At 64.2% G+C, this 6,313-nt stretch carries 7 protein-coding genes; 1 reads left to right on the top strand and 6 read right to left on the bottom strand.

What is annotated here, in order from left to right; translation table 11 throughout:
* Positions 1–75: 75 nt before the first annotated feature.
* The 4 genes from pssA to RND78_RS24940 all read right to left on the bottom strand — a co-directional run bounded on the left by pssA (position 76) and on the right by RND78_RS24940 (position 4,355).
* On the bottom strand, positions 76–930 hold the full coding sequence (gene pssA, locus RND78_RS24955) for a CDP-diacylglycerol--serine O-phosphatidyltransferase (protein ID WP_312732672.1): 855 nt from the start codon (positions 928–930) through the stop codon (positions 76–78).
* Between the two features lie 163 nt (positions 931–1,093).
* Complete coding sequence (ilvC, locus tag RND78_RS24950; protein WP_007159689.1) at positions 1,094–2,110, bottom strand: ketol-acid reductoisomerase; 1,017 nt, start codon at positions 2,108–2,110, stop codon at positions 1,094–1,096.
* A 26-nt stretch (positions 2,111–2,136) separates the two neighbouring features.
* Positions 2,137–2,628, bottom strand: a complete 492-nt coding sequence (ilvN, locus tag RND78_RS24945; RefSeq protein ID WP_007159690.1) for an acetolactate synthase small subunit — start codon at positions 2,626–2,628, stop codon at positions 2,137–2,139.
* Between the two features lie 2 nt (positions 2,629–2,630).
* Entirely contained in the window at positions 2,631–4,355 is a 1,725-nt protein-coding gene (locus RND78_RS24940; RefSeq protein ID WP_312732671.1) for an acetolactate synthase 3 large subunit, read from the bottom strand.
* Positions 4,356–4,752: 397 nt separating this feature from the next.
* Here RND78_RS24940 and RND78_RS24935 point away from each other — a divergent pair, with 397 nt between their 5' ends.
* The gene (locus RND78_RS24935; RefSeq protein ID WP_312732670.1) at positions 4,753–5,217 is read left to right on the top strand and encodes a DUF4124 domain-containing protein; all 465 of its coding nucleotides are present in this window, start codon (positions 4,753–4,755) and stop codon (positions 5,215–5,217) included.
* A 1-nt stretch (position 5,218) separates the two neighbouring features.
* Here the strand turns inward: RND78_RS24935 and RND78_RS24930 are convergent, their stop codons facing one another.
* Together RND78_RS24930 and RND78_RS24925 are read right to left on the bottom strand one after the other, a co-directional pair.
* Positions 5,219–5,545, bottom strand: coding sequence for a YqcC family protein (locus RND78_RS24930; protein ID WP_312732669.1), 327 nt, complete (start codon positions 5,543–5,545; stop codon positions 5,219–5,221).
* Complete coding sequence (locus tag RND78_RS24925; RefSeq protein ID WP_312732674.1) at positions 5,545–6,297, bottom strand: tetratricopeptide repeat protein; 753 nt, start codon at positions 6,295–6,297, stop codon at positions 5,545–5,547. The genes RND78_RS24930 and RND78_RS24925 overlap by 1 nt, the downstream gene beginning before the upstream one ends.
* Positions 6,298–6,313: the final 16 nt, after the last annotated feature.

Here is a 6,313-nt window from a genome sequence, read left to right as displayed (position 1 = left end):
CGGAACAGGTCAACAGGTTATTTTCCAAAAGGGCAAAAAAGAAGGGGCTGCTTGCGCAGCCCCTTCTTTGGAGACTTAGGCCCGACCGGTACGACGGCCGCGCCAGAGGGTCATGAGGGGGCCGGAGACGGCATAGGCGAGGAAGCCCAGCAGCAGGACGCGCGGTGGATCGGTGAAGACCACGGCGAAGACCAGCACGGCGATCAGGATGACCACGAAGGGTACCCGGCCTTTCAGCCCCAGGGTCTTGAAGCTCCAGTACTTGAAGTTGCTGACCATGAGCATGCCGGCGGCAGCCACCATGAGGGCAACCAGGAAGGAGAGCTTGGAGCCCAGGATGCCGAAGTCACTGAAGCACCAGACGGTACCGGCTACCAGGGCGGCCGCCGAAGGACTGGCCAGGCCGATGAAGTAGCGCTTGTCCACCGAGCCGATCTGGGTGTTGAAGCGCGCGAGGCGCAGGGCGGCGCCGGCTACATAGATGAAGGCGACGGCCCAGCCGACGTTACCCAGGCCACTCAAGGCCCACTGGAAAGCCAGGATCGCCGGGGCGACACCGAAGGCGACCATGTCGGACAGCGAATCGTATTGTTCGCCGAAAGCACTTTGGGTATTGGTCATGCGGGCGACGCGACCGTCCAGACCATCGAGCACCATGGCGATGAAGATCGCCGCGGCGGCAGCGGAGAAGCCTGCGGAGGCCAGCTCGTATTGCCCCTGGGTGAAGGCGGTCTGGGCAGCGACGCCCTTGATGATGGAATAGAGGCCGGCGAAGAGCGCCGCGGTGGTGAACAGGTTGGGCAGCAGGTACACGCCACGGCGTCTGATCTTGCGCCCCTGGGCGTCCTGGGTTTCCTCGATGTGCTCATCCACGGGGATGAGGCCGTCGGTGGTGGAAGGGGACGGGGTTTCTTCGGGACGCTCGCTCATGGATTTTCCTTGGGCATTACCTGACGGGTTGGACTGACCCCGTACGCACAGGGTTCAGCCTAACCTCCCATGCTAAGGCATTGCCGGGGCCGTGGGCAGTGCAATAAAAAACGCGGCCAAGGCCGCGTCTTTACCGTTCGTTACAGGGCAGCGCCCTGCGCGATCAGTTCTTGGTCTTGTCGACGATCTTGTTCGACGCGATCCAGGGCATCATGGCACGCAGTTTCTCGCCGACCTGCTCGATGGGGTGAGCCGCGTTGTTGCGGCGGTAGGCGGTCATAGAGGCGTAGTTGGACGCACCCTCGGCCACGAACATCTTGGCGTATTCGCCGTTCTGGATGCGCTTGAGCGCATTCTTCATGGCAGCGCGGGACTCGGCGTTGATCACCTCGGGGCCGGTCACGTACTCACCGTACTCGGCGTTGTTGGAGATCGAGTAGTTCATGTTGGCGATGCCGCCTTCGTACATGAGGTCGACGATCAGCTTGAGTTCGTGCAGGCACTCGAAGTAGGCCATTTCCGGCGCGTAGCCAGCTTCGACCAGGGTTTCGAAACCGGCCTTGACCAGCTCGACCGCACCACCGCACAGCACGGCCTGCTCGCCGAACAGGTCGGTTTCGGTCTCGTCCTTGAAGGTGGTTTCGATGATGCCGGTACGGCCGCCGCCAACGCCACAGGCGTAGGACAGGGCGACGTTCTTGGCGTTGCCGGAAGCGTCCTGGTGGACGGCGACCAGGTCAGGGATGCCGCCGCCCTTGACGAACTCGGAGCGCACGGTGTGACCCGGGGCCTTGGGAGCGATCATGATGACGTCCAGATCGGCACGGGGCACGACCTGATTGTAGTGGATGGCGAAACCGTGGGCGAAGGCCAGGGTGGCGCCCTGCTTCAGGTTCGGCTCGATCTCGTCCTTGTACAGCTTGGACTGGAATTCATCGGGGGTCAGGATCATGACCACGTCGGCGGAGGCGACGGCGTCCTTGACCGGCTTGACGGTCAGGCCATGGGCCTCGGCCTTGGCCACGGTGGCCGAGCCGCTGCGCAGACCGACGACGACGTCGACGCCGGAGTCCTTCAGGTTGCAGGCGTGGGCGTGGCCCTGGGAGCCGTAGCCGATGATGGCGACCTTCTTGCCCTGGATGATGGAAAGGTCACAGTCTTTGTCGTAGTAAACGCGCATTGCAGGTTCTCCTGGAAAAGGGGGTATCAGATGCTCAGGGCTTTGTCGCCACGGGATATTCCGGTCACGCCGCTACGCACCACCTCGAGGATGGACGCGGCGCCGATCGCCTGGATGAAGCTGTCGATCTTCTCGCTGGTGCCCGCCAGCTGAATGGTATACACGCTGCTGCCGACGTCGACGATCTGGCCACGGAAGATGTCGGTGGTGCGCTTGACCTCGGCGCGCTGGGCGCCGGTGGCCTTGACCTTGATCAGCAGGAGTTCGCGCTCGATGTGGGCGCTCTCGGACAGGTTGACCAGTTTCACCACCTCGATGAGCTTGTTGAGGTTCTTGGTGATCTGCTCGACCGTCTCTTCCTGGCCGATGGTGGTCAGGGTCAGGCGCGACAGGGTCGGGTCCTCGGTCGCGGCGACCGTGAGGCTCTCGATGTTGTAGTTGCGCTGGGAGAACAGGCCGACCACGCGGGACAGGGCGCCGGGCTCGTTTTCCAGCAGCAGGGAGATGATGTGTCTCATGGTCAGGTCCGCTCCGTCTTGCTCAGCCACATGTCGCGCATCGCGCCGTCCTTGATCTGCATCGGATAGACGTGCTCGGTGTTGTCCACGGCGATGTCGAGGAAGACCAGGCGATCCTTCATGGCGAAGGCTTCGGCCATCATCGGCTTGAGGTCTTCCAGACGCTGGATGCGCATGCCGACGTGGCCATAGGCCTCGGCCAGCTTGACGAAGTCCGGCAGGGATTCCATGTAGGAGTGGGAGTAGCGGCTGCTGTACTGCATGTCCTGCCATTGGCGGACCATGCCCAGGGCACCGTTGTTGAGGCAGACGATCTTCACCGGCAGGTCGTACTGCAGGCAGGTGGAGAGTTCCTGGATGTTCATCTGCACACTGCCTTCGCCGGTGACGCAGGCAACGTCGGCATCGGGGAAGTTGAGCTTGACGCCCATGGCCGCCGGGAAGCCGAAGCCCATGGTGCCGAGACCGCCGGAGTTGATCCAGCGATTGGGCTTGTCGTACAGGTAGTACTGGGCGGCAAACATCTGGTGCTGGCCGACATCGGAGGTGACGTAGGCATCCCCACCGGTGACATCGTAGAGCGTCTCGATGACGGTCTGCGGCTTGATGATGCTGCCGTCGCCCTTGTTATAGGGGAACAGGCCACGGCTGCCGCGCCATTCCTCGATCTGCTTCCACCAGGTGGCCTGGCTTTCGGCGTGGGGCTTCTCGTTCAGCTCGCGGACGACGCTGACCATCTCGGCGAGGACGCTGTCGACCGGGCCGACGATGGGCACGTCGGCCTTGATGGTCTTGGAGATGGAGGCCGGATCGATGTCCACGTGGATGATCTTGGCGTTCGGGCAGAAGCGCTTGGCACCGTTGATCACGCGGTCATCGAAACGGGCACCGACGGCGAGGATGACGTCGCTGTGGTGCATGGCCAGGTTGGCCGGGTAGCTGCCGTGCATGCCGAGCATACCGAGAAATTGGCGATCGCTGCCGGGATAGCTACCCAACCCCATCAGGGTATTGGTGACCGGCAGGTTGAGCAGGCGCGCCAGCTCGGTGAGGGCACCGGAGGCACCGCCAAGAATGACGCCACCGCCCGCATAGAGGATCGGCCGCTTGGCCGCGACCAGCATTTCCACGGCCTTGCGGATCTGGCCGGAGTGGCCACGCTGTGCCGGGTTGTAGGAGCGCAGCTTGATCTTCTTCGGATAGACGTATTCGTATTTCTTGGTCGGATCGCCCATGTCCTTAGGGATGTCCACCACCACCGGGCCGGGACGACCGGATTCGGCTAGGTAGAAGGCCTTCTTGAGGACTTCGGGGATCTCGGAGGGGTGCTTGATGATGAAGCTGTGCTTCACGATCGGCCGGGAGATACCGACCATGTCGGTTTCCTGGAAGGCATCGGTGCCGACCATGTTGCTCGGCACTTGGCCGGACAGGACCACCATGGGGATGGAGTCCATGTAGGCGGTGGCGATACCGGTGATGGCGTTGGTCGCGCCGGGACCGGAGGTCACCAGGATCACGCCGGCCTTGCCGGTGGCGCGGGCGTAGCCGTCGGCCATGTGGGTGGCGGCTTGTTCGTGACGAACCAGGATGTGGTTGAGCGCCGGTTCCTTGAACAGGGCGTCGTAGATGTGCAGCAGGGCACCGCCCGGGTACCCGTAGATGTGTTTCACGCCCTCGTCGCGCAAGAAGCGGACGACCATCTCAGCGCCAGTTAATAGCTCCACGTATCACCTCATTCCACGCGTGGCGAACGCCCATCTGGGACGTTCAAGGTTCGGTTGACTGCAAGGCAGAGCACGGGCGACGGTGATCACCGACGATTCAGCTGCCTAGAAAGCCTTGTTGGAAGGTTCCGATGAATGCTGGAGCTTCCACCCGACGCGAGGTAACGCGGTGCAGGGTATTTGACTGTGGCGGCGCGGGTAGGCACCTCATGGTCTGCCGAGGAGTCAGCTTTGGGCCGATTCGCTACAGCGAACTTTGGATTGTTCGCATTCGACCGGCGCAAGTCAAGCCGAAAGGTGTGGTTGCACACAATCGGCCGCCAGTGGTCGGTCCTGGTGAAATGGTCGACGCCAACTCTTATAGTGAGGTCTTGCCCTTCCGCCTAATAGGATTCCCATGCGCTCGATCTTCTGGCTTCCCGCTCTGGCCTTCGTCTGCAGCCTGTCCGCCCAGGCCGCCCAGGTCTACAAGTGGACCGACGACAAGGGCGTTACCCACTTCAGTGCTCAGCCGCCCGAGGGCCAGAAGGCCAATGAGGTGGACGTGAAGGTGGCGCCGCAGATCAATGGCAGTGGCAGCGCCCCCACGTACAAGCTGCCCAACGGTGCCCAGCAGCCGTCGGTCTCCAACGACGCCCAGCAGCAGGAACTCGAGCGCAAGGTGAAGGCGCAGGTGCGCGAGGACCAGGCCAAGGTGCAGGCGTATTGCGACCAGTCACGCCAGAACCTGGCGCAGTTGCGTAACAATCCCCGCGTCATGGTGCAATCGGGCCGGGGCGAGACCCGCCGCCTGACCGAGGAAGAGCGCGAGCAGCGGGCCGCGGAGATCCAGCTGTCCATCGAGCAGAACTGCGGTAAGTAGCTCAGGGGCTTTCGATGATGCGGTCGAATTCGGCCAGGGACGCGAGCAGGGGCAGGACCGGATCGAGATTGCCCTGGTAGACCATCTCGGCCATCGGCCGGATGCCCGAGCGCGCCGGCAGGACCGCATCGCTTTCGATGATCAGCTTCATCCGCGGCACGAAGATCCACTGCAGCCACTGGGCGAAGCTCAGGGTGTCGACGCAGAAGGGCTCCTGGCTGGCCAGGGCTTCGGCGCTAGGCGCGTGCACCGACCACCACCCGAGCAGGCGCAATTCACGCTCGATCTGCAGCAGTTGATCGGCCAGGGCGGGCAGGCGCTCGTCCATCAGGTACCCACCTGAGCCTTTTGCCGGGCCAGGGCAGCGCCGGCGGCGTCGCCCTGAGCCTCGCGCGCCTGGGCGATGAGTTGCCAGAGACTGGCCTGCAGGGCCGGACGACCGCTGGCGTAGGTCAGGGCACGGCGAGCCAGTTGCTCACCCTGGGCGGGATCGTTCTGCGCCAGGCGGACCTGGGCCAGGCGGTAGAGCACCTGGGGTTCGCGCGGAGCGATACGTTGGGCACGCTCCAGGCTGGACGACGCACCGTTGAGGTCACCGCCGCTCTGCTGTTGCTGCGCCGTGGTCAGCAGCGCCAGGACTGGGCCGTCCAGCTGTTCGTCGGCGGCCAGACCGCCACCGGTGGCGGCGCCCGCGGACGGAATGCCCGAAGGGGCACTGCTGGCGGCGCCGTAGCCGGTCTGGTTGGCCGGCGGATAGACCGGCTGGGAGTAGCTGGGCTGCGCCGGTGCCTGGGTGGCAGGCGCGCTGGGGCTGGACGAGGTGATCAGCGGTGCGGACGCGGCCGGTGCGGCGTAAGTCTCCAGGGGTGCGGAACTGCCACTTGGCACCATGACGGTCACCCCGGAGTCGGCCGGCGCACTGGGCGCGGCGGCGACCGGCGCCTGGCGCTGGATCGGCATGGGCCGGTTGTTGCCCTGGCGATAGAGTTCGCCATTGGAGACAGGGCCACCGGAGTCGACCACGGGAATGGCGCCACGCTGCGGCGTGGCACAACCGGCGAGGAGAACGCCGGCGATCATCACCGGCCAGACTGCT

This window comes from Pseudomonas oryzihabitans, from assembly GCF_032027545.1.
Taxonomy (GTDB): Bacteria; Pseudomonadota; Gammaproteobacteria; order Pseudomonadales; family Pseudomonadaceae; genus Chryseomonas; species Chryseomonas oryzihabitans_F.
The sequence above is the reverse complement of the archived record's forward strand: the minus strand, read 5'-3'. Positions and strand labels throughout refer to the sequence as shown.

Coding starts and splice junctions, on each gene's coding strand:
- pssA (WP_312732672.1), bottom strand. CDS start 930: ATGAGCGAGCGTCCCGAAGAAACCCCGTCCCCTTCCACCACCGACGGC.
- ilvC (WP_007159689.1), bottom strand. CDS start 2,110: ATGCGCGTTTACTACGACAAAGACTGTGACCTTTCCATCATCCAGGGC.
- ilvN (WP_007159690.1), bottom strand. CDS start 2,628: ATGAGACACATCATCTCCCTGCTGCTGGAAAACGAGCCCGGCGCCCTG.
- RND78_RS24935 (WP_312732670.1), top strand. CDS start 4,753: ATGCGCTCGATCTTCTGGCTTCCCGCTCTGGCCTTCGTCTGCAGCCTG.
- RND78_RS24930 (WP_312732669.1), bottom strand. CDS start 5,545: ATGGACGAGCGCCTGCCCGCCCTGGCCGATCAACTGCTGCAGATCGAG.
- RND78_RS24925 (WP_312732674.1), bottom strand. CDS start 6,297: ATGATCGCCGGCGTTCTCCTCGCCGGTTGTGCCACGCCGCAGCGTGGC.